At 71.0% G+C, this 19,406-nt stretch carries 20 protein-coding genes, 1 tRNA gene and 1 pseudogene; 10 read left to right on the top strand and 12 right to left on the bottom strand.

The features are described 5' to 3' along the window. Positions 1 to 119: 119 nt before the first annotated feature. The 3 genes from ACFYXK_RS31795 to ACFYXK_RS31805 all read right to left on the bottom strand — a co-directional run bounded on the left by ACFYXK_RS31795 (position 120) and on the right by ACFYXK_RS31805 (position 2,022). Positions 120 to 386: a hypothetical protein gene (locus tag ACFYXK_RS31795; protein ID WP_389414302.1), complete on the bottom strand. Its 267-nt coding sequence runs from the start codon at positions 384 to 386 to the stop codon at positions 120 to 122. 95 nt (positions 387 to 481) lie between these two features. Continuing rightward, positions 482 to 1,066: a DUF5994 family protein gene (locus ACFYXK_RS31800; RefSeq protein WP_389414303.1), complete on the bottom strand. Its 585-nt coding sequence runs from the start codon at positions 1,064 to 1,066 to the stop codon at positions 482 to 484. Positions 1,067 to 1,356: 290 nt separating this feature from the next. Then, positions 1,357 to 2,022, bottom strand: a complete 666-nt coding sequence (locus tag ACFYXK_RS31805) for a hypothetical protein (RefSeq protein ID WP_389414304.1) — start codon at positions 2,020 to 2,022, stop codon at positions 1,357 to 1,359. 213 nt (positions 2,023 to 2,235) lie between these two features. On the opposite strand from ACFYXK_RS31805, the pseudogene ACFYXK_RS31810 reads away from it, so the two are divergent. The 4 genes and pseudogenes from ACFYXK_RS31810 to ACFYXK_RS31825 form a co-directional block, all read left to right on the top strand. Further along, positions 2,236 to 2,929 (top strand): annotated as a pseudogene (locus ACFYXK_RS31810) (tyrosine-type recombinase/integrase); the annotation flags it as partial. 122 nt (positions 2,930 to 3,051) lie between these two features. After that, positions 3,052 to 3,750: a hypothetical protein gene (locus tag ACFYXK_RS31815; protein ID WP_389414352.1), complete on the top strand. Its 699-nt coding sequence runs from the start codon at positions 3,052 to 3,054 to the stop codon at positions 3,748 to 3,750. Next, complete coding sequence (locus tag ACFYXK_RS31820; RefSeq protein ID WP_389414305.1) at positions 3,704 to 4,591, top strand: restriction endonuclease fold toxin-2 domain-containing protein; 888 nt, start codon at positions 3,704 to 3,706, stop codon at positions 4,589 to 4,591. Before ACFYXK_RS31815 ends, ACFYXK_RS31820 begins: the two co-directional genes overlap by 47 nt. 29 nt (positions 4,592 to 4,620) lie before the next feature. Then, entirely contained in the window at positions 4,621 to 5,058 is a 438-nt protein-coding gene (locus ACFYXK_RS31825; protein WP_389414306.1) for a hypothetical protein, read from the top strand. Between the two features lie 303 nt (positions 5,059 to 5,361). Here the strand turns inward: ACFYXK_RS31825 and ACFYXK_RS31830 are convergent, their stop codons facing one another. Both ACFYXK_RS31830 and ACFYXK_RS31835 read right to left on the bottom strand, forming a co-directional pair. Next, a complete protein-coding gene (locus tag ACFYXK_RS31830) occupies positions 5,362 to 5,436 on the bottom strand; it encodes a DUF6204 family protein (protein WP_389414349.1) in 75 nt (24 codons plus the stop codon). Beyond that, a complete protein-coding gene (locus tag ACFYXK_RS31835) occupies positions 5,429 to 6,148 on the bottom strand; it encodes a TetR/AcrR family transcriptional regulator (protein WP_389414307.1) in 720 nt (239 codons plus the stop codon). The genes ACFYXK_RS31830 and ACFYXK_RS31835 overlap by 8 nt, the downstream gene beginning before the upstream one ends. Before the next feature lie 141 nt (positions 6,149 to 6,289). Here ACFYXK_RS31835 and ACFYXK_RS31840 point away from each other — a divergent pair, with 141 nt between their 5' ends. Continuing rightward, entirely contained in the window at positions 6,290 to 7,798 is a 1,509-nt protein-coding gene (locus tag ACFYXK_RS31840; RefSeq protein ID WP_389414308.1) for an MFS transporter, read from the top strand. Between the two features lie 120 nt (positions 7,799 to 7,918). Next, positions 7,919 to 8,425, top strand: a complete 507-nt coding sequence (locus ACFYXK_RS31845) for a hypothetical protein (protein WP_389414309.1) — start codon at positions 7,919 to 7,921, stop codon at positions 8,423 to 8,425. A 291-nt stretch (positions 8,426 to 8,716) separates the two neighbouring features. Here the strand turns inward: ACFYXK_RS31845 and ACFYXK_RS31850 are convergent, their stop codons facing one another. The 3 genes from ACFYXK_RS31850 to ACFYXK_RS31860 form a co-directional block, all read right to left on the bottom strand. After that, entirely contained in the window at positions 8,717 to 10,339 is a 1,623-nt protein-coding gene (locus ACFYXK_RS31850; protein WP_389414310.1) for a sensor histidine kinase, read from the bottom strand. 123 nt (positions 10,340 to 10,462) lie between these two features. Further along, on the bottom strand, positions 10,463 to 11,281 hold the full coding sequence (locus ACFYXK_RS31855; protein WP_389414311.1) for an ABC transporter permease: 819 nt from the start codon (positions 11,279 to 11,281) through the stop codon (positions 10,463 to 10,465). Then, positions 11,278 to 12,216, bottom strand: coding sequence for an ABC transporter ATP-binding protein (locus tag ACFYXK_RS31860; RefSeq protein ID WP_389414312.1), 939 nt, complete (start codon positions 12,214 to 12,216; stop codon positions 11,278 to 11,280). The genes ACFYXK_RS31855 and ACFYXK_RS31860 overlap by 4 nt, the downstream gene beginning before the upstream one ends. Before the next feature lie 236 nt (positions 12,217 to 12,452). Here ACFYXK_RS31860 and ACFYXK_RS31865 point away from each other — a divergent pair, with 236 nt between their 5' ends. Continuing rightward, a complete protein-coding gene (locus ACFYXK_RS31865; protein WP_389414313.1) occupies positions 12,453 to 13,133 on the top strand; it encodes a response regulator in 681 nt (226 codons plus the stop codon). Between the two features lie 206 nt (positions 13,134 to 13,339). Here the strand turns inward: ACFYXK_RS31865 and ACFYXK_RS31870 are convergent, their stop codons facing one another. The 3 genes from ACFYXK_RS31870 to ACFYXK_RS31880 form a co-directional block, all read right to left on the bottom strand. Beyond that, positions 13,340 to 14,317, bottom strand: coding sequence for a DUF1648 domain-containing protein (locus ACFYXK_RS31870; protein ID WP_389414314.1), 978 nt, complete (start codon positions 14,315 to 14,317; stop codon positions 13,340 to 13,342). Further along, positions 14,314 to 14,661 carry a GntR family transcriptional regulator gene (locus ACFYXK_RS31875; RefSeq protein WP_389414315.1) on the bottom strand — a complete coding sequence of 116 codons (348 nt, stop codon included), beginning with the start codon at positions 14,659 to 14,661 and terminating at the stop codon, positions 14,314 to 14,316. The genes ACFYXK_RS31870 and ACFYXK_RS31875 overlap by 4 nt, the downstream gene beginning before the upstream one ends. Positions 14,662 to 15,032: 371 nt before the next feature. Then, entirely contained in the window at positions 15,033 to 16,553 is a 1,521-nt protein-coding gene (locus ACFYXK_RS31880; protein WP_389414316.1) for a helix-turn-helix domain-containing protein, read from the bottom strand. Positions 16,554 to 16,869: 316 nt separating this feature from the next. Between ACFYXK_RS31880 and ACFYXK_RS31885 the strand changes: the two genes are divergently transcribed. After that, a complete protein-coding gene (locus tag ACFYXK_RS31885) occupies positions 16,870 to 17,589 on the top strand; it encodes a DUF4232 domain-containing protein (RefSeq protein WP_389414317.1) in 720 nt (239 codons plus the stop codon). A gap of 164 nt (positions 17,590 to 17,753) precedes the next feature. Here the strand turns inward: ACFYXK_RS31885 and ACFYXK_RS31890 are convergent. After that, positions 17,754 to 17,827 (bottom strand) — tRNA-Gly (locus ACFYXK_RS31890). 481 nt (positions 17,828 to 18,308) lie between these two features. Here ACFYXK_RS31890 and dcd point away from each other — a divergent pair. Both dcd and ACFYXK_RS31900 read left to right on the top strand, forming a co-directional pair. Then, positions 18,309 to 18,896, top strand: coding sequence for a dCTP deaminase (gene dcd / locus ACFYXK_RS31895; protein ID WP_352216878.1), 588 nt, complete (start codon positions 18,309 to 18,311; stop codon positions 18,894 to 18,896). Next, entirely contained in the window at positions 18,893 to 19,393 is a 501-nt protein-coding gene (locus ACFYXK_RS31900) for a phosphoribosyltransferase (RefSeq protein ID WP_030152914.1), read from the top strand. The genes dcd and ACFYXK_RS31900 overlap by 4 nt, the downstream gene beginning before the upstream one ends. Positions 19,394 to 19,406 lie beyond the last annotated feature (13 nt).

Raw genomic sequence — 19,406 nt, forward strand, 5'->3', positions numbered from 1 at the left:
CTGCCCGCTGGGCATCAGTGACCGACAACGGCGGAATCTTCGGACCCGGACGACTCATACCGAACTAACGACCAACCTCAGACTCAGGACACTAGGCCGTCTCTTCCGGATCGGGGCTCTCAGGTCTCGTCGGAGTGGGCGCCGGTGCCGACGGGGGTCCTGCTGGTGGCCAGCCAGGAGCGGGCGGGGCCGGCGGGTGTTGCAGTGTCCACGGTGAGGTGGAGGCGGGTGTCGCCGTCGAGGCCGGGATAGCTGCGCTGTTCCGTGCCCGCGAAGCAGCGGCGGAGCGCCTCCGCGACGGCTCGGGCGGCTTCGGGCGTGTGCGCGATGATCCGTACCTCGGCGTGCCCGAGCGATGGCAGTGTCTGGGTCTCGATGTACTTCACGTGGGCGTGGTTCCCTTCGGAGCGGGCGTGGGGCCGGCGGGCCGGAGCGCCGTGGCGCCCCGGCCGCTGCCCCCGGTCGGAGGAAGGTCTGTTGCTCACCGGTCGGCCGGCAGGCCGTTCGCGGGCAGCGGGAGTGCGCTTCGTCCCATCGGCTCCCCGAAGGGGGACATGCAGGCCCCGCCTTCGCCCTCCCAGGCGGCTTCCCGGCTGCGGGCGTCGCGGATGCCGCGCCCGATGACGGTTTCGTTGGCCATCAGGACTTCGGCGGTGAGGACGCTGCCCGGGATCGCCGCGGCGGCCATCAGACGGGCCGCAGCTGCGGGTGCGGTCTCGGGCGGGATGACGAGGAGGTCCCAGCGGCCGACGGTGTAGGAGAGCAGGATCAGCTTGTCGGGGTCCTGTTCGGTGAACCAGCCGACGTGCAGCGTGCGTCCGTCCAGGGCAACCCTGCGCGGTTCGACGGGCCAGCGGGCGGGATTCACGGTGACGCGGGTGACGCGTCCCCAGGGTGCCTCCAGGGCGGCGGCGAGCGGCGGGAGCTCGGCTTCGAGGTCGCGGGAGCGGGGCCACCAGGCCCCGTCCAGCAGGCCGGCGAGCGTGGTCTTCGGGGTGAGGGACAAGCGGGCCGGGACTTCTGCGGCGAGGTCGCGGGGCGCGGTCCGGCCGAGGGTGGTGGTCATGATGCGGACCTGCCCCCGGACTGCCTGTCGGCAGCCCGGCTTTTAGGCGATCGCCGGAAATGACACCGGCATGAAAGCCGGTGCGCGAAGTACTCCCGGTGCCTTCACTGTACGCCCGTACGGCTGGCCATGACCCGATCTGACCAGCCATTTTCCGCCGGGACCCGAATCCGGGGACGGCGCCGCCGATGCGGCAGGCCGACCCCGGATCCCTGCACCTGCAACAGGGCCCGGTCTCAGTGACGGCCGAACGGCCGGGCTCCGGGGAGTGTGGGCGAGTGGTGCGCTGGTCAGAGCCCCTCGTCGTGCAGGTCCTCTTCCCGCAGCAGGTCGTCCTCGCGGCGGCGCGAGGTCTCCTGGTGACCGGGCTTCTGTCCCTTCTCGCGGGTGGCCTTGCCGGGCCGGGGCTGCGCGGGGTCTCCGGGACGATGGTGTTCCTGCGCCTCGCGCCCCTTGCCCGGCTCCTGGCGCTTGTCCTGCCTACCGTCCATGACGGCGACTCCTCGTGATGCGTGGGGTGTGGATGCCTCTCTGATCACGCTGACACGCACAGCGAAGGTCTGCATCACGTCGACGGCGAAGCGAGGCACGAGGACGACGCCCCGGGAGCCCGGCGGCAGCCACTCGAGCGGGGTGAGGTCCCGTATGGCGAACTCGAAGTCGTTGTAGTGCAGCGCGTCGAGGTGCTCGACGGCGTAGCGCGGCCCCTGTGCCCGGACCCGCTCCCACCGGGCCGCCTCCTGGCGCCGCCGCAGCCAGCCGGCACTGACTGCGGCGACCGAGATCAAGGCCAAGACCCACGGGTGGGCGGCCAGCCACGCCAGGATCGCCACGACCAGGCTGACGGCCGCCAGGGCCGCCAACCCGAGCAGTCCCGGCTCCTGCGAGCCCGTGGTCCTGCGGCGCCGTGAGGCGCCACCGCGATTGCGCCACCTTGCGGGCGCCCGTCGGGTCACCGGCCGCTCCCCAGGCTGGGGAAGACGATCGGATACGAGACCGTCGGCACCGGCCGGGGTGCCGGCCGGTTGTCCCACGCGGGCCACTTGACCGGGTAGACCACCGCCGATTGCTGCCGGGGTAACTCCTGTCCTGGCCCCGTACCCGCCCCCACGGTCGTGCTGCCGTTCCCGAAGACGATCGGCCCGACCACGTACGGATCTTTGCGGCCATCGGTGGAGACGGCGACCGGCGACGAGCTGATCCGCCGCAACCCGTGCCGCATCAGGGGCGCGGGAAGCGAGCAGGCCAAGGAGCGCTCTACCACGACCGTCGCCCAGGTCGACGAACTCGCCGAGGCCATGGGCCCACGGTGGCGGCTGACGGTCTACTTCTGCGCCTACGGCCCGATGCGCCCGAAAGAGCAGGCGGCCCTGCGCCCGACCTCGGTCACCCTCGATCCCCTCGTCGTGCGGATCGCCGAGGCGGCCCCGGAACTGAACACCGGCCGCCGCGTCGAGAGCGACACCAAGTCGGCAGCGGGCGTCCGCACCATCCACCTGCCGGCCTTCCTCTGCATGGAGGTCAAGCGGCACCTGGACTGGTTCGCCGAGAAGGAGCCCGACGGGCTGCTGTTCGTGGGGGTGAAGGGGGCGCCGTTCCGGCGCACGACCTTCGGCCGGAAGCGGGCCAAGGCCCGCGCGAAGGTCGGCCTGCCGAAGGACCTCCGCTTCTACGACCTGCGCCACACGGGCCACCCTGTCGACGCAGTCCGGCGCGACGCTGAAGGGCACGATGGTCCGAGCCGGCCAGTCCTCGGAGAAAGCCGCGATGATCTACCAGCCCTCCGACGACGAACGCCAGCAGGAGGTCGCTGGGGGCATCGACGCGCGGGTGCGAGCAGCCCGTGACAAGGCGAAGCCCCGCCGAGGCAGGTCCGCGAAGCCTGATGATCTGGGCCGGGATGGCGGAAGCCCATCCCGGCGCCAGGGAGAAGTCGTAGTACGCGTGTACGGTTCCAGAGCGATCAGGCATCAGGAGGGGGAGCTTTGGACCTGGAGCACCGGACAGAGAACTTTGTCAACGCGTCATGGTCCATGGTGGATCTCCGGGACCTCATCTACGACATGGTGGGCCTGCTGTTCACCGAGCTGAGCCAGCAAGGTGGGATGGCGGGAGACGACGGCGCCGGGCGGGCTTTCGCCGCTGTGTACAAGCCGGCGGTGGCGACCGTGTTCGCCTCGGTGGGCCGCGCGCACCAAGTCATGGCGAACGGAGCTGGCACCCTTCTCAAGGCTGCCGAGGACTTCGTCCGGCAGAACAGCGAGATCGCTGCGTCGTTCCTCGATCAGAGCCCGGCCGCCCCCGGTATCGGTTCGCAGCCGTCCGGCCCGGACTGCAACCCACGCGCCAGTCACAAGGCCGAGGATCTTCCCGAGGTCGTCGGCGAGACAAGCTGGACCGACCAGTACCTGCTCGATAAACGCCTTCCACGGGCAACGCGACAAGCTGCGCAAGACAGCAGCTGTCTGGAACTCGGCCGCCAAGATCTTCGAAGACGCCTACTGGGACTCCGGGACAGCATGGAAGACCGCGACCGCCAACCAACAGGGCGAGACGGCGACCGCGGTGGAGCAGTTCTTCAACCTGTTCGTGGGAAAGACGCCGCCACCCAGCGAAGTGGGTGGCGAAGAGACCCTGATGGCGAACCTCCCCACCGCATGTCGCATGATCGCCAAGGCGTGTGAGGCGTACGCGGACCACGTCGAAACGGCATCGAAGCGCATACCCCAGGAGTCGAACCCCATCACGGGTGACACCTTGCTCCCCTGGGACCGTGCCCGATTCGGCGGCGACGGCCACGACGGCGGGCTGCACGAGCTGGTCTCCGCCGACATACGCATCGCGAGCCTGGGCAAGATCCCGCCCGCCATGGACAGCTCCCAGGCCCGTGTCCCCATGCCCCAGCCCGACGGCGGCGGCTTCCTGCCATCGCTGCCGCCCTTCCTGGCGCCCCTCGTCCGTGCGCCCCTCCTGGTCCCGGTGGCGTACCGCCCCGCGAACGGGCCCCGGGTGCAGCCGATAGCGCCACCGACGCCGCCCAACCCGCGGTTTCCTCCCCTCACGCCACCGCAGCAGCAGAACTTCCAGACCTGGCTGAACTCGCTGCGTGCGGGCGACGTCTCGGGCGGCAAGCCTGCCGAGGTCGCCTATCAACTGCGCGTGGCCGGCTATCCCGAGTACGAAGTCCCCATCGCCCCCGGCACCGGCAAAGGCACCACGCTGATGGTCGACGGCTTCCGCGACAGCGACGGCATGGCCGTCGAGGCCAAGTACGTCAACAACCCGGGCAGGAAGTGCTACCGGTCGCTCGAAGAGCTCCGCGCCAACCACCAGACGGGCAAGAAGGAGTTCCTCTTCGACCCCGACCGGAACGAGCTGCGGAAGTACGCCGCCGCACTGAACGACCCGCGTAACACCGAGATGCGCGGAGTGGAAACGGTCACCAACAATCCCGACTCCGTCGCCTACTGGCGCGTGATGATGGCGGCACACGGCGTCAAGGGCTATGCCCGCTACGTTCCCTGACCCACCCTGCACCGCCAAGGAGTACACCCGTGGACGCGTCCCAGCTCGCCGAACTGCGCACCATGTACGTCTTCACCCCCGTAGAGGGACAGACCTGGGGGCTGACGTACGACAGCCTGAAGGCCAGGCTCCTGGAGCGCGATCCGGACGAGTTCATCCGGATCCAGGAGGGCGGGCAGATCCGCGGCTCGGCCATGCATTACGGCATCACCCTCGACGGCGAAGAGCTCGAAGGGTACGCACGGGTCCAGCCGGAAGGCATCTCGATCCTCGACTCCACCGCCCAGGCGGCTGCGAACTTCGTAGGCTGGCTCAGGGAGCACGTCGTCCCGGAAGGTGTGGCGATGACGTTCAACACCGCGTGGGGTCTGGAAGAGGATCTGCCTGACGCGGCCGTCCCCGAAGTGACGCGCCCCCGGCTCATCGCAGCCTTCATCGCCCACCTCGAAGCCACCGGCCTGGAATGAGTGCAAAGCGGCGATGCAGCGGTTGTCGCCGCGTACGAGAAGACACTGGTCCTGGAGATGGCCCGGGCGGTTCCCTCCGATGGGCCAGGCACGCCGTGCCCGGCCCATCGGCGTATCCACGCCCCAGCCTGTCGAGGTGGTCGCGCCGCGCCTCTCCCCGTGGTCAGGAGAGCCTCGCGTCCGCTGACGAACACGACATCCTCAAGGCCGCGGAGGCTGCCCTGGATGCTGATGAGGGGGCGGCGGACTACGACTTCGCCTCCCGCCCCCGGGCGGTGCACGAGGCCGTGGAGCGGATCTCCCTCATTCGGTGCGTTGGGTGTCGTCCAGGTCGGCGAACACGCCGCGGACGATGACCCGGTAGGTGCGCTCACTCATGGGACGTCCCTTCAGTTCGTACGTCGGAGCCCTGCTCCAGCAGAGTGGACAATCCGTCCAGGAGGCGTTCGAGGGCGAACGAGAAGCGGGCCTCCATGGACGGGTCGGTCAGGTCGCCGGCGAGCGCGACCAGGTTGGGGAAGGTCTCCTGCGGCAGCCGGCGCAGCTGCTCCCCTGCGGCCGTGGCGACCTCTCGGCGGTCGGCACCCATGGCCTCGGACGCCGAGAGGGGCCCCTGCTCCTGGAGCACGAAGCCCTGGACGAAAGCGCCGAGTGCGTAGTTGACCATGGCGGCGTCGGCGTCGGAGAAGCCGGCCTCCCGCAGGCGGCCGAGCTGGTCCTCCATCAGGCGCAGCAGGTGCGGGCCCGGTACGAGCCGGCCCGCGACGACCTTGGCTGCGTCGCGCTTGCCGAGCAGATGCCGGCGGTAGCGCACGCAGTACTCGCGCAACTGCTCTCGCCAGCCGCCCTCCCGGGGCGGCGCCTCGGCGTCGGCCATGAGCTCGTCGGTGAGCAGGTCGAGCAGTTCCTCCTTGTTGCGCACGTGCCAGTACAGCGAGGCCGCCTTCACCCCCAGCTCCGCGGCGACCTTGCGCATCGACAGGCCGTTGACGCCCTCCTGCTCCAGCACCCGCAGGGCGGCCTGGACGAGCGCCTGGCGGGTCAGCCCCGGCTGTGACGGGGCGTCGTCGCTCTTGCTCTCCACTGCCATCGGCCACCTCCGTACGCGGGTCCCGTCGGGAATCCCGCTTGCGCGACTAACACCGTTAGGGGCAGTCTAGGCGCACCGACCGATCGACTAACACCGTTAGGGAGCGTGATGACGAAGCCGCCCGCCCGACACAAAGGGCTCGTGCTCGCCACACTGTGCGCCACGATGTTCATGGCGATGCTCGACAACGTCATCGTCAACAACGCCCTGCCCCGCATCGGGCAGCAGTTGCACTCCGGCCTCAGCGGACTCCAGTGGGTGGTCGAGGGCTACAGCCTGGTCTACGCGGCCCTGCTGCTCACCGGCGGCACCCTCGGCGACCGGTACGGCCGCAGGCGGATCTTCCTCACCGGCCTGGCCGTCTTCACCGCGGGCTCGGCTGCCGCGGCGCTGTCCGGTACGACCGGCACGCTGATCGCCGCCCGGATGTTCCAGGGCCTCGGCGCGGCTCTCCTCACACCCGGCAGCCTGTCCATCCTGCGCCACGTCTTCACGGACGAGAAGGAGCGGGCCAGGGCCGTCGGCCTCTGGTCCGGCGTCTCCGCACTGGGCCTGGCCGTCGGCCCGGTCCTGGGCGGGCCGATCGTGGACGCCTTCGGCTGGGCCGCCGTCTTCTGGGTCAACGTCCCCATCGGCATGTCGGGCCTGCTGCTCGCGTCCCGAGTCCTCCCCGAGTTCGCCGCCCGCACCAAGCGGCTGGACCTGCCGGGCCAGGCGCTCTCCGCGCTGGGATTCGGCGCGCTGGTGTACGCGCTCATCGAGGGGTCCAGCCGGGGCTGGACCGACACCCGGGTGCTCACCCTCGCCGCCGTCGCGACGCTGGCCCTGCCCGCCTTCGTCGCCGTCGAGGCCCGCAGCGCCGACCCCATGCTCGACCTGCGCTTCTTCCGGGACCGGGTGCTCACCGGTGCCGCGGTCAGCGGGTTCATGATCAGCTTCGGCATGTTCGGAGCCGCCTTCTTCCTGCCCCTGCTCATGCAGGACGTGATGGGCTGGTCCCCGTCGGACGCCGGCCTGGCGGGCCTGCCGATGACCGCGATGATCGTCGTCGCCGCGCCGCTGTCGAGCGCCCTCACCTCACGTCACGGCCCCCGCCTCCCGCTGGTCACCGGCCTGGCCCTGTGCGCCACGGGGCTCGGCGCTCTCTCGCTCTACGGCGCACAGGCCCACTACGCGCAGTACGTCTGGGTACTGCTCGCCATGGGCCTCGGCATGGGGGTGACGTTCACCCCCGTGTCCATCACGGTCATGCACCGCGTCGACCCGGCGCGGGCCGGCATGGCCTCCGCAACCCTCAACACCCTGCGGGAGATCGGCGGAGTCATCGGCGTCGCCGTCCTCGGAGCCGTCCTCAGTAGCCGGCTCACCACCACCCTGACCGACTCACTGCACCGCCTCGGCGCACCGTCCGAACTCGGCCGCCATCTCCCCGGCATGGCCCCGGACAGCACCACAACCCTCCCCGCCCCAGTCCGCGACGCAGTCAACGCCGCCTTCATCGACGCCCTCCACCTGGCGCTGCGCTGCGGCAGCGCCACTCTGGCCGCCGCAGCGCTCCTCGTCGCGCTACTCCTCCGCCCGCGACGAGGCATCACCCCGCCGCTCGCCGAAGAGCGACCGGCCCCGCAGCCGGAAGCAGCACAGCGGTAGGAAGAGGGAGTCGGCCTGGGCCTCCCCCAATGGTCCTCAGTGAATCTTGCCGGGCGGGGCCGGTTGCTGGGGTTGCTGTACCGCATCTCGGCAGTCAGTGCTGCATGGCACTGTGCCGCCATGACGACAACGACAGAGCTCACCCTCTTCGCCGACTACTTTCAGATACACATGTCCGATGCGGATTCGGACGGTGATCTAAGCGACGCGTGGACGGATCAGGCCGTTGCTGACCACCTCGCGGTTGCACCGGATGCGCTGGGCATCGGCACGTCGGTCAATGTCGACGTATCCGTAACTGTCGTTGTCCTGACTCAGGAGCCGAGTGATGACAGCTCGGAATTCGATCACGTGGTTGAGGCCGGCCTCAACGTGTCGTTGGGGCGTCTGATGGTTCTGGGCTGCACGGACCATGCCCCCGATGCGGCCACGTTCGAGGTCCCGTCGGGCTGGAATCGCGCTCGCGTGTCTCGGAGCAACTTGGCTCGGGCAACTCAGGCCGACATCGACTCTGACGAGAGCCCCGAAACGACTGAGAAGATCCGTATCCAGGTGTGGCCGGCCCCGGAATTTCCGGCAAAGGTCATAAAGCGGTGGCCTCGGCCCGGCTGTGAGCTTGACGTCTAGGGCGGCGGAGTCTTCGACGGTTGGCTCGTGTACCCGTTCTCAGAGCCGCACTTCACCATCGTCCGCTACTCAGTACCCGCCCCAACTCCCGTCCCGGCCATTCACAGCCGGCACCTGTGTACGGCGCCCCCGCCATCCCGGAGTCGGAGCGCCCCCGCCGGGGGAGCAGGCCGCCCTGCGCCGGCACGACGTCGATCCCCGCGAACGTCGGTGTCCGGGTACGGTCCGCGGAGCGCGAGCTCAATGGCGGGAAGCGGACGACCTTTGGACGGAAGTGGAAGGAAGCCCGGATCATCCGGACTTACGGCCGGTGTCGGTCGCCTCCAAGGTGTCCTTGGCAACGAGGCGGCCGTCGCTCCAGCAGAGGCGGTAGAGGTCGACCTGGTCGAACAGGTCGCGGCCCGAGCGGTAGAACTCGCAAGCGGCGCCCGGCGGTCGGGGTGCGGAGCGGGCGTGGTCGGGAGGGTACGGGAAGGCACGGTCCGGGATCAGACGGGTGAGCTCGGTGCGGGACCGGCCCGGTTCCAGCTCGTCGAACCGGGACGGTGGCAGCACACCGGTCGTCAGCTGCCAGGCCAGGTAGACGGCGGCCGGTACGAAGAACGCCGCCGCGACGACCGGCGCCGCGAAGGCCGCGATCGACCGGCGGTGTGCGGAGCGCCGTACCGCCGCGTGCCGTTCGGTGGCCTCCTGGGCGGGGCCGACGGCCGTACCGGTGCCGGGGGGCGTCGCTCGGGCCGGGGGCCGGTGCGGGAGGACGGCGGTGACACGGAAGCCGCCCCGGTGCGGGCCGGTCCGCAGGGTGCCACCGAGGACCGTCACCCGCTCCCGCAGCCCGGTCAGTCCCCGGCCGCCGATGTCCGCCGCCCGGCCTCCGGACCGCCCCGACCCCCCGGCCCCCGGCGAGGCCGCGTTCACGACGGTCACGCGGGTGCGGTCGGACTCGTGGTCGATCGCCAGGCTGACCTTGCTGTCCGGGGCGTGTTTCAAGGCGTTGGTGAGGGCCTCCTGCACCACCCGGTACATCCCGTGTTCGACCATCGGCGGGAGCGCGGGTACCGCTCCACGCCGCTCCCAGCGCACCGGCACCCCCGAGGCGACCGCCCGGCTGAGAAGGTCCTCCACGGTGTCCTTGACGGGCGAGCCGGAGGGGCCCGTCCCCGGTTCGCGCGGTTCGTGCAGGACGGCGACGGTCTCCCGCAGCTGCTCGACGGCGTCCGCGATCGTGCCGCGCAGCTCGGCGAGGTCGGCGCGGTCGCCTTCGGTGAGGTCGGGGGAGAGCTCCAGGGCCCCGGCGCGCAGGGCGACCAGGCTCAGCGCATGGCCGAGTGAATCGTGCATGTCGGTGGCGATGTCCGCCCGTTCGGTCAGCCGGGCCCGTTCCGCCACGAGGTGCTGCCGCTCCTCCAGGCTTCGGGCCAGCCGCCACCCTTCCCGTACGAGTTCACGCCGGCCGCGCCAGTGCCGTCCCGCCAGCCACGGCAACAGGAGGGCGGTGGGCAGCACGGCCAGCGCGTAGAACCACCACACGGCCGGTACCTGCAGCACCGCGCAGGCCGTCATGTCGACGGCGAGGCAGGAGGCGAGCACCAGCAGCGGGCCCCGGGCACGGGCGACCCGGCCACCGAGCAGACAGCTCACCACCGCCAGCGACAGGACATGGGCGTTGGCAGGGGTCGCCGTGTCGGCCAGGCCCAGCGCGCACAGCCCGTTGACGAGGAGCACCGAGGCTCCCGGCCGGGCGCGGGACAGCGGCACCGCCACCGCCAGCACGGACAGCGGGAGCAGCAGGTCCACGACCGGCGAGGTCCCGCCCGCGTCCCGGAACCCGTACCCGGTAGCGGCGGCGAGCACGCCCCACAGCGCCCCGTCGACGAGTACGAACCTGACCGGGGGATGGCGCGGGTGCCGCATGGTGCGTGGATGTCCTTCCGGCCGATGACATGGCGTACGTACTCGGTCGATTCTGTGGGACGTGCCCGGTCGCCCGCCGGGCCGCCGGCACCGGCAGGTGACCGGACCGGGGACGACGCCGCGTCAGGCGTCCCTGTGGCGCAGCACGTACAGGCCGATCGCGTGGGCCGCCGCGGTCCACGCGGCCACGGTGAGGACGGCTGTCGCCGAGGAGTACGGGCCGTCGCCGCCGACGCGCATGAAGTGGTCGCCCGCTCCGTAGGGCAGGCGGTCGTTCACGGCCGCGAGCGTGTCGCCGCCGAGCCCCAGGAGCACGCTCGGCAGCGCCCACAACAGCGCGACCAGGACCGACAGCGCGCCGGCCGGGTGCCGCGCGGCGAAGGCCACGCCGACGGTGAGCACGGAGACGAGCCCCTGGTAGACGCCGACGGCGACGGCCTGCCCGAGGGTCGTGCCCGCGTCGAACGAGGCCCGACCGTCGAATGCCGACCAGGCGACGACCGTCCCCACGACGGCGAACGAGGCACCGCCGAAGAACGCGACCGCGCCCGCCACCAGCGCCTTGGCCGCCTGGACCCGATGCCGCCGCGGCACCCACAGCAGCGAGGCGCGCACCGTTCCCGCTGTGTACTCGGAGGTCACCGCGACCATGGCCAGGACGACGAAGAGGAACTGTGTGACGACGACGGAGGAGGCCGCCGCGTTCCCGACGGGCTGGACCGGATGCTCGTTGATGCGGGCGATCGAGGCGTAGTAGAAGGTGAAGACCCCGGTGATCACCAGGCCCGCCACGAGGCTGAGGGAGGCGGCCCGGACGGACCACAGCTTCGTCCACTCCGAGGCGACGGCCCCGGCGAAACCGCCGGTCGAGCGCCGTTCCGGCTCCGGCCCGTCGCCCACGCTCCGCCCACCGTCGGTCATCCCCGCCGTCGTCGTGCTCACCGTCGTCCCCCATCGTCGATGGTGCCCGTCGCGTACTCGACGCTTCGCGCGGTCAGGTCCATGTACGCCTGCTCCAGCGACACCCGCATGTCGCTCAGCGCATGCAGCCGTACTCCGCAGTGGTGGGCGAGGTCGCCGACCTCGGCAGCGGTCCTGCCCGCAACGGCCACCGTGCCGTCCGCCGCTGTCTCGACGCTCACGCCGTCCACCGCCACCAGGCGGCGCACCAACCTGGACCGCTCCTCCGGATCGGGCACCGAGGCGCGCGCCGACGAGGGCGACGCGGCGGCCAGGAACTCCGCCATGGAGGTGTCGCTCAGTAGCTGCCCCCGCCCGATGACGACGAGGTGATCGGCCGTCACCTGCATCTCGCTCATCAGATGGCTGGAGAGGAACACGGTGCGCCCCTCCGCTGCCTGGTCGCGCACGAGTCGGCGGATCCACCGCACACCGTCCGGGTCGAGACCGTTGACCGGTTCGTCCAGGATCAGTACGGGCGGGTCGCCGAGCAGAGCGCCCGCCACTCCCAGGCGCCCGCTCATGCCCAGCGAGTACGTGCCGGCCGGCCTGCGGGCCGCCTTCGTCAGGCCCACCGTCTCCAGTACCTCGTCCACGCGGCGAGCCGGGATGCCGTTGGACCGGGCCTGGGCCAGCAGGTGCGCGCGGCCGGAGCGGGCCGGGTGGACGCCCCGGGCGTCCAGCATCGCGCCGACCGCCCGCAACGGACGACGCAGGTCCGCGTAGGGCCGGCCGGCGACCAACGCCCGTCCGCGCGTGGGGTGGTCGAGGCCCAGGATCATGCGCATCGTCGTCGACTTCCCGGCCCCGTTGGGGCCGAGGAAGCCGGTCACCCGACCGGCACGGATGTCGAGCGTCAGGTCGTCCACGGCCAGGGTGTCGCCGTAGCGTTTGGTCAGTCCTCGGAGGCTGATCACGGAAGTTCCTTCGCTGTCGGCCGCGGAGCTCGGCGCACGGGACGCGGAGCGCGGCGTACGGCACGTGGCAGCGGCCACGACCTCCGTACGGCAGCGACGCTACGAGCGCCCGCGGCCGACGCCCATGGGCCGAAGGGAAGGGGCGCCCTGCCTTTCGTCGGGGGGCGCTGCGACCCGGGACGGATCCGCGGATCGCGGCGCCCCGCGGGGCGGTGGGACGACCGTAGGCTCGTCGCGTGGAAGAGACGACACCGCACAACCGTCCGGTCCGGGTCCTGGTGGCCGACGACGAGGCGATGGTCCGGGCCGGCGTACGCGCCATCCTGGCTCGGGACCCGCACGTTGACGTGGTCGGCGAGGCGGGCGACGGGCGCGAGGCCATCGCACTCACCCGCCGGCACCGGCCGGACGTGGTCCTGCTCGACATCCAGATGCCGGGCCTCGACGGGCTGACGGCGGTGGCGCGGCTCCGCGGGGAACCGACGCCGGTCGGTGTGATCATGCTGACGACCTTCGGCCAGGACGACTACATCACCAGGGCGTTGGAGGAAGGCGCGGACGGCTTCCTGCTCAAGGCGGACGATCCGAGGGAACTCCTCAATGGCGTACGGGCGGTTGCCGCCGGCGGTGCCTACCTGTCGCCGCGTGTCGCCGGCCGGGTCATCGCCGGGATGCGCGCCCACCGGTCGGCACACCCCCACCGCTCCCTCGACCGGCTGACGGAGCGGGAGCGCGATGTGCTGGCCGGGCTCGGCGCAGGGCTGTCCAACGCGGAGATCGCGAGCCGACTGCACCTCGTCGAGGGCACGGTGAAGGCACACGTCAGCGCCGTGCTGACGAAGCTGGACGCGCGCAACCGGGTGGAGGCGGCCATCGCCGCGCACGAGGCCGGCCTGATCCCGCCCAGCCCCCGCTGACCCGCGGGAAGGTGAGGGGCTGTTGGGGCCCGTAGGGAGCGGTGGATGACCTGCGTGGTCATGTGGTCACGGGTGTCGGAGGCAGCAGACCTCTCCAGGCCGGCCGGCGCGCCGCTGCACGCTGTGCGGACCGGCGCCGTCGGCAAGATTCGAGAAGGCGCCGGGCCAGGTTTGAACGGCGGGGCCGAGGGCCGCGAAAGTCTGGCTCATGCGCCCGCTTGCTGCTTCGTGGCGAGAGCGTTGAGGAGCGCGGCGCCGCGTTCGGCATCGTCGATGCTCACGGCGAACTCGGGGCCCTTGCGGGCGTGGATGACCAGGCATTCGCCGGACCGGAGCATGACGGTGGTTCCCAGCCCACTGAGCCGGTAGCCCCAGCCTCCTACCTGCGCCGGCCTGCGGTTTTCCACGCGCGCCGAGACGATGTTGCCGGCCGTCCAACGGCGCGCCGGCCAGCCCAGGGGGCCGAAGGAAACCTCCAGCCCGGCCTCCGTCACGCGTGCTTGCACCGAGGCGAAGGCGAACATCCCGAGTGAGGCGAATGCGAACGGAGCGATCAGGGCCCACTCCACGCCGATCAGGCCGCCCGCGGCTGCCGCAGTGCCGGCCGCGGCCACCAGGCCCGTGAGCACGCCGATGAGGTGGAGCCAGGGGTTCGACGTGCGGGAGAGCCAGACGCGGCGCTCACCCGCAGGGATCTCCATGACGTCACCCTCGGCGGGCCGGATCGGCCCGGTCGGCAGCTCCGCACGCCGACCGGCCAGCCGGCCGAGCGCGCCCGCGGCCACCGCAACGACAGCCGTGATCGCGACTCCCGTGCCGACCGACGCGGCGTCCTTCCAGTCGGTCCGGTCCAGGTTGGCCCTCACGATCGACGCCTGGGCACCTGCCAGGAACACCCCGCCGGACAGCAGCGATGCGCCCACCCAGGGTCCCGAGGGAGATCCTCCACGTCGGCCGGCGAAGGCGATGGACAGCGCCAGAACGGCCCAGACGAGCGCCGGTAACAGCGCCGCTGCCCACAGGGGCATCGAGCCGTTCGGAGTCGCGCCACCCCAGTGCGTGGCGAGCCGGTCCGGCAGGCGCCCGCTTGCGGCGAACGGAAGGGCGGCCAAGACGGCCAACACCCCGGCCACCCATGCCGCCGCCCCCCATTGGGCGCCGTTCTTCTTCGTACGGTCGGTCACGAAAGCCCCCTGAGCATCTCGATGAGATCGTTCTTGCTGTATCCGAGGTGCGCCGCGTCGGCAACCAACTGCCGTGCCCGCTCGAGAAGCTGCGCCCGCTGGTCGGCGGCCTGGGCAACGGTGACGCCGCGGCCGCGCCGGAACTCCAGCACTCCCTCGTCGCGCAGGGCGCGCAGGCCGCGGAGAACGGTGTTCGCGTTCACGCCCAGCGCCCGGGACAGGTCCCGCGCCGGAGGCAGTCGGTCCCCCGGCGCGCACTCGCCCTCGGCAATGGCCCGTCGGATCGCCCCCGCTACCTGCTCGTGAAGGGGACGACTGTCCGTGGTATCCAGTCTCAGCAACATGATGCTAATGACGATAGCGCTATCGATCCAATATCATATGGGCCTGAAGGTCCTCCGCGCGGGGCTTGGCGACAACCCACTGCCCTGTGAGGGCAGTTGTGGCGCGCGAATGGCATGCGGGCCCCGATAGGTCTGGGCAATACAAAAAGCCCCAGGTCGTTGACCTGGGGCTTTGCAGTGGAGCGGATGACGGGAATCGAACCCGCGCTATGAGCTTGGGAATCTACTGCCCTTGGCGCACTCGCATGGGTGCTGACCTGCATGGATAGGATCTGCGGGGTGACTTTCGGGACCCTGTCTCGAACCGGTTGTGGCCGCTCTTGACCGTCCTTGAGGGCACGGTTGGGGCACGCCCTTCGCGTTGGTCCCTTTCATTCCGTGTACGGCAGCCAGGCGTTGTTATTCGCGTTGTACCAGTAGCTGTGGCCTGCGTTCAGGGCGACCGTGCGGAACGGGCGGCCGTGGTCGTCGATGCGGGTGGTGCCCTTGCGGTCGCCACTGCTCCAGGCCAGCTCCAGGTACCAGCTGACGTCCTGACCGAGTGTGGCGGCGTCGATGTTCAGCACCTGGGGGTCGGTGGCGGAGACCTTGTACGGGAAGTCGGTCGAGGCCGTCGGCCGCTCGCCCTCCTTGCCAGGTACGGGCCTGGCCCTCGGGGAGGCGTCGTCCAGGTCCACGGCGAAGGACGCCGGCACCAGTGCGCCGCCGCAACCGGCGCCCATGGTGTACGCGTTCCAGCCGGGAGCCTTGCGGCCGCTCACGACATGGACGTACAGCCCGTGCAGGACCGCGGCCTTGCCCTCGGTGCCCTGGACGGTCAGCTGCATGCGCAGGTGCCCCGCCGGGACGGCGTCCAGGGCCCGTGCCCACCCTTCGGTCGCCTGCCCGGCGGGGGGTGGGGGGACCGTGCCGGGTGCCTTGTCCAGGGCGAACCACTGGTCGCAGGGGCTGTCCCAGTTGTCGGGCAGGACGTTGACCGTGAACGGGGCGGTGGGGGAGGCCCCCTCCTTGGCGGTGGCCGGCGAGGTGGACGCGGACGTCGTCGAGGGGGACGACGGTCCGGGGCTGGACGGGGGTGCGGAATCGGCTGTGGGCATGGGTGACGACGACCCGCCGGACGGCAAGGCCGGGCCCGCCGCCCGCTCGCGCGAGGACGGCTGGGCGGCGCCGTGGCGCGTGTCCCCGTGACCCGTGTCTCCCGTGGCGGAGACGGCGGCGGCGGTCCCCGCCACCGCGGCGGTGGCCACGGCGGCCGCAACGGCGAGCAGCAGCCGAGGACGCCGGGCCCCCGGTACGGAGGCCCGGGCGGGGCCCGGCTGGACAACGGCGGCGGGGGCCTCCGCCGGTGCCGGCGCGGGAGCGGGGGTAGGCGTTGGGGTGGGTGGCTCCGCCGGTTCGGGTGCGTCCGTTGCCGCTGCGGGGGCGGGTGTCTCCGCAGCGGCAGGTCCGGGTGCTGGGGCGGACCCGGCCGAGGACGCCGGGGCCGGTTCGGGGTCGGTCTCCGCCTGCGGCCGGACCTCCGAAGCCTCCCCAGCCGCCACCACCACCGCCGATGCAGGCGGCACCTCCGGCGAGGCGTCACCGCCCTGCGGCGCCGCGGAGTTCGCGGCCCCCGCCCCCGAGGCCTGCCCCTCCGTCGCCCCCCGCCGCCGCTCCACCACCGCCAGCAGCCACTGTCGGTGCAGCGCGAGCAGCTCGTCGGCCGAGGCACCGCAGACTCGGGCGAACCGCTCCACCGGGGCGTAGTCCGTCGGCACCGCCGCGCCGCTGCAATAGCGGTGCAGCGTCGAGTTGCTGGAGTGCAGACGCTTCGCGAGCGTGCCGTAGCTGCGCCCCGAGCGCTCTTTGAATCCGCGCATCAGCTCCGCGAACCGCTCCGTCTCCGTGGCCATTCCACCCTCCCCCTCATCCCGGAAGCACGTTCCAGGGTCGCCCGATCGCCCAGGTGAGAGGGGTCGGGAGCGTTCCAGGGTTCCAACTATCCAGGTCCAGACGCCACTGGGACGAAACCGGCCCCACAGTTGCGTCATCAGCCGGTCGGTCCGCCCTCGGATTCGGCGGTCGCAACGGGAGGGCTCCCACCCGCCCCACCGACCGCCCTCGGCCGCTTGCGGCAGCAGCCGACCGGAACAGCAGCCCCACCCAACGTCCGTCAGGCGGAAAGCGGAAGCCTCCGTCTGACGACCGCACCGATACGGAGAGTTCCCCATGCGCACCTACCGACTCCGCACCACCGCCCTGGCCGCCGCCACCGCCGGCCTCGCTCTGGCCCTGACCGCCTGCGGCGGCTCGGACAGCGCCGCCGGGCCGACCGCGAACCCCGCTGCGACCAAGAGCGCGGACAAGCAGGTTTCGACCGGGAGCGTGACGCCGTCCGGGGAGGGCGCCTCCACCGCCCCGTCCGCCGGCAAGGTCACCGGAACCGGCACGGCCACCGCCACCCCGGCGAAGGCCGGTTCGGGCGGCAAGAACAAGGGGGACACCACCGGTGACTCCTACGCCTACACCCACCCCTGCTCGGCGCGCGACCTGACCGTCAAGGTCACTTCCCCGACGGGCACTCCGGCCACCGTCCGCGTCATCACCGTGACCAACAACGGTTCCACCTCCTGCGGTCTGGACTACTTCCCCACCGTCGGCTTCAGCGCCAAGGGCGGCGCGCTCGGTCTCCAGGCCACTGCCCCCGGTGGACTGGGCGGCGCCCCGGCGTACCCGGTGCACCCCGGCGCCACCGCGTACGCGGCCGTGGACCTCAACCCGTCGGGTGGCAACGGCCCGGTGGCCGACGAGGTCAACGTCCTCGCCGACAAGGAGCACATGCCGAACGCGGACGGCGTCAGCCTCCAGCTGACCAAGCCGGGCAGCGTCGCCAACCCGAAGGTCGGCCTGTACCGCACCAACACCCGCGATGCGCTGAGCGCCTTCTGAACGGAGTTCCGGGGGCCGCGGCCGTCCCGCTGGGTGTGTCGCCGGGCGGGCAGGGACACGATGGTGCGGGCCGGGCCAAGGCGTCTGGCGCGGATCTGGCACGGGACCTTTAGAAAGGTCTAGGCAACGCGAAAGCCCCAGGTCGTTGACCTGGGGCTTTGCAGTGGAGCGGATGACGGGAATCGAACCCGCGCTATAAGCTTGGGAAGCTCATGTTCTACCATTAAACTACATCCGCATAACGTTCCAGTTGCCTGGATCGGTAGCGTTCCACACTCTACCCCATGATCGACCCCCGGTGAATCGGCCGCGGGGTCGTCGTCGTGTGTGGGGTGCACGGAGGGTCGTGGGGGCGGGAGTTGGGGCGTAACGTACGGGTGTGCAGTGGTGCTCGAGGGCCGCTGGAGTGGCGGCTGGAGCAGGTCGCGATCATCCCCTAATGTGGCGATTCGTCGCAGTACGGCAGGTTGGGGAAAGGGACTCGATGGAGAACACCGTCGTCCGTTGTGCCGAAGGGCACGTTTTCAGTACCGCTTCGTTCCCGCTGCAGCACCTCGGTGCCGGCCGGATCGGGCCCGGGCGGCTGCTGCGGTGCCCGCGGTGTGCGCGGCTGAGGCATGCCGTGCCCGTCGGTGCGGCTGTCAAGCGATAGTCCGAGAGGCGCGCGGGCGCCCGCTCTCGATTGCGGGAGGCCCGCGCGCACTGCGTATCCTCGGGACGTGCTTCTCTCAGACAAAGACATCCGGGCCGAGATCGACAGCGGACGGGTTCGCATCGACCCGTTCGAGGAATCGATGGTGCAGCCCTCCAGCATCGATGTACGTCTCGACCGCTTCTTCCGGGTGTTCGAGAACCACCGCTACGCCCACATCGACCCCGCCACCGAGCAGCCGGATCTGACCCGGATGGTCGAGCCGGAGGGCGACGAGGCCTTCATCCTGCACCCGGGGGAGTTCGTACTCGCCTCGACGTACGAGGTCATCTCGCTGCCCGAGGACATCGCCTCCAGACTGGAGGGGAAGTCCAGCCTGGGCCGCCTGGGGCTGGTGACGCATTCGACCGCCGGGTTCATCGACCCGGGGTTCTCGGGGCACGTCACGCTCGAGCTGTCGAACCTCGCCACCCTCCCGATCAAGCTGTGGCCCGGGATGAAGATCGGGCAGCTGTGCATGTTCCGGCTCAGCTCGCCCGCCGAGTTCCCGTACGGGAGCGAGCGGTACGGATCGCGGTACCAGGGCCAGCGCGGCCCCACGGCCTCGCGCTCCTTCCAGAACTTCCACCGCACCCAGGTGAGGCACGAGGCATGAGTGACGTAGTACGCGAGAACCTGAACTACGAGGGCTTCGGGCGCGCCGTCCGCGAGCTCGCGCAGACCATCGCCGACGACGGCTACGAGCCCGACATCATCCTGAGCATCGCCCGCGGCGGCGTCTTCGTCGCAGGCGGTCTGGCGTACGCGCTCGACTGCAAGAACATCCACCTGGTGAACGTCGAGTTCTACACGGGCGTCGGGACCACGTTGGAGATGCCGGTCATGCTGGCGCCCGTGCCCGAGGCGATCGACTTCACCGACAAGAAGGTGCTGATCGCCGATGACGTGGCCGACACCGGTAAGACGCTGAAGCTCGTCCACGACTTCTGTCTGGGCCACGTCGCCGAGGTCCGCTCCGCCGTGATCTACGAGAAGTCGCACTCGCTCGTGAAGTGCGAGTACGTGTGGAAGAAGACCGACGAGTGGATCAACTTCCCGTGGTCGGTCGAGCCGCCCGTCGTGAAGCGCGAGGGCCAGGTTCTCGACGCCTGAGTGCTCGGAAGGG

The sequence above is a fragment of the Streptomyces sp. NPDC002209 genome, assembly GCF_042890265.1.
Classification (GTDB): Bacteria; Actinomycetota; Actinomycetes; order Streptomycetales; family Streptomycetaceae; genus Streptomyces.